This is a genomic window from Anaplasma phagocytophilum, assembly GCF_023476575.1.
Lineage (GTDB): Bacteria > Pseudomonadota > Alphaproteobacteria > Rickettsiales > Anaplasmataceae > Anaplasma > Anaplasma phagocytophilum_A.
Genome location: NZ_JAHLEX010000176.1, coordinates 1 through 961 on the forward strand (window position 1 = coordinate 1; position 961 = coordinate 961).

1 protein-coding gene is annotated in these 961 nt (G+C 40.8%); it reads left to right on the plus strand.

What is annotated here, in order from left to right; all coding sequences use genetic code 11:
* A partial coding sequence (locus KPX09_RS05420; protein WP_249549324.1) for a hypothetical protein occupies positions 1-708 on the plus strand: 708 nt, incomplete at its 5' end.
* Positions 709-961 lie beyond the last annotated feature (253 nt).

Genomic DNA, 961 nt, shown 5'->3' on the forward strand with positions numbered 1-961 from the left:
ATCCACGATAGTGAAGCAGCATACCGTAAAAGTGTGTCAGATAGCTTCTTTACAGTAGAAGATGCGCTGCAGTATATAGCCGGATTACCTGTGCGTGACTGCTCCAAAGCTGCATTCTGCGCTTCAATGGTACGTACTACATTGAAGTGCATTCATGACGAGTGCGTACATTATGCAGCGGGTACGTACCAAAGTGATAATGACGTTGGAGATGGTCGTTGCCTTTCCATAATGCTTCTAGAAGCTACAGCTACTACGTGTGAAGTGTGTGCTTCCTTAAGTGCAGTACCACAAACAACAAGTAATATTGAGCAATGTAAGATCGATGCTGAGAATCTTAACAAAACATTAGTGGAAGTGCTACATGTAGTACGTGGCAGAAATCTCAATGAGGTTAAATCTCTGGGAGATGCGAATACTTTCTCTCACTTAACAAATTTACTAGCTGATGCTCAACTGTTACTTGAAGCTATCGATGTGCATTCATTACCAGACTCTTCACTGTATGTGAAGTTATTAGGTAATGTCGAGAATACTCTGTGCGATGCAGTATCAACATGTATAAGGAAGCAGTGTGCTGGAAATCCTGAGTATAGCGTTCCTACAGAATGTGATTGTGCTAATCCTAACGAGTGGGACTTCCCATCTCCTAGAATCGAATCTGCATACCAAAGTTTAGTTGCAGATTCCATGGGATATATCAGGTAATTTTTCTGTCAATATTAACGAAAAGGTAAAAAACGGTTCCATCTATGTATAAAGGCACTGTGGTCTTCGTAGATGTGTGTTGCACAAAAGACAACCGATAGCCTATATGGGGTGGTGAAAAAAAAAGATGTACTTGCTTGATGAGGCCTGCAATCTTTAAATAACTAGCCTGTAGCGTGTTATAAGGCAAGTTATGGATATGGAAATGTGTGTTTAGTGGCAAACGCAATCCATAATAGACTTGGGTGTAGTT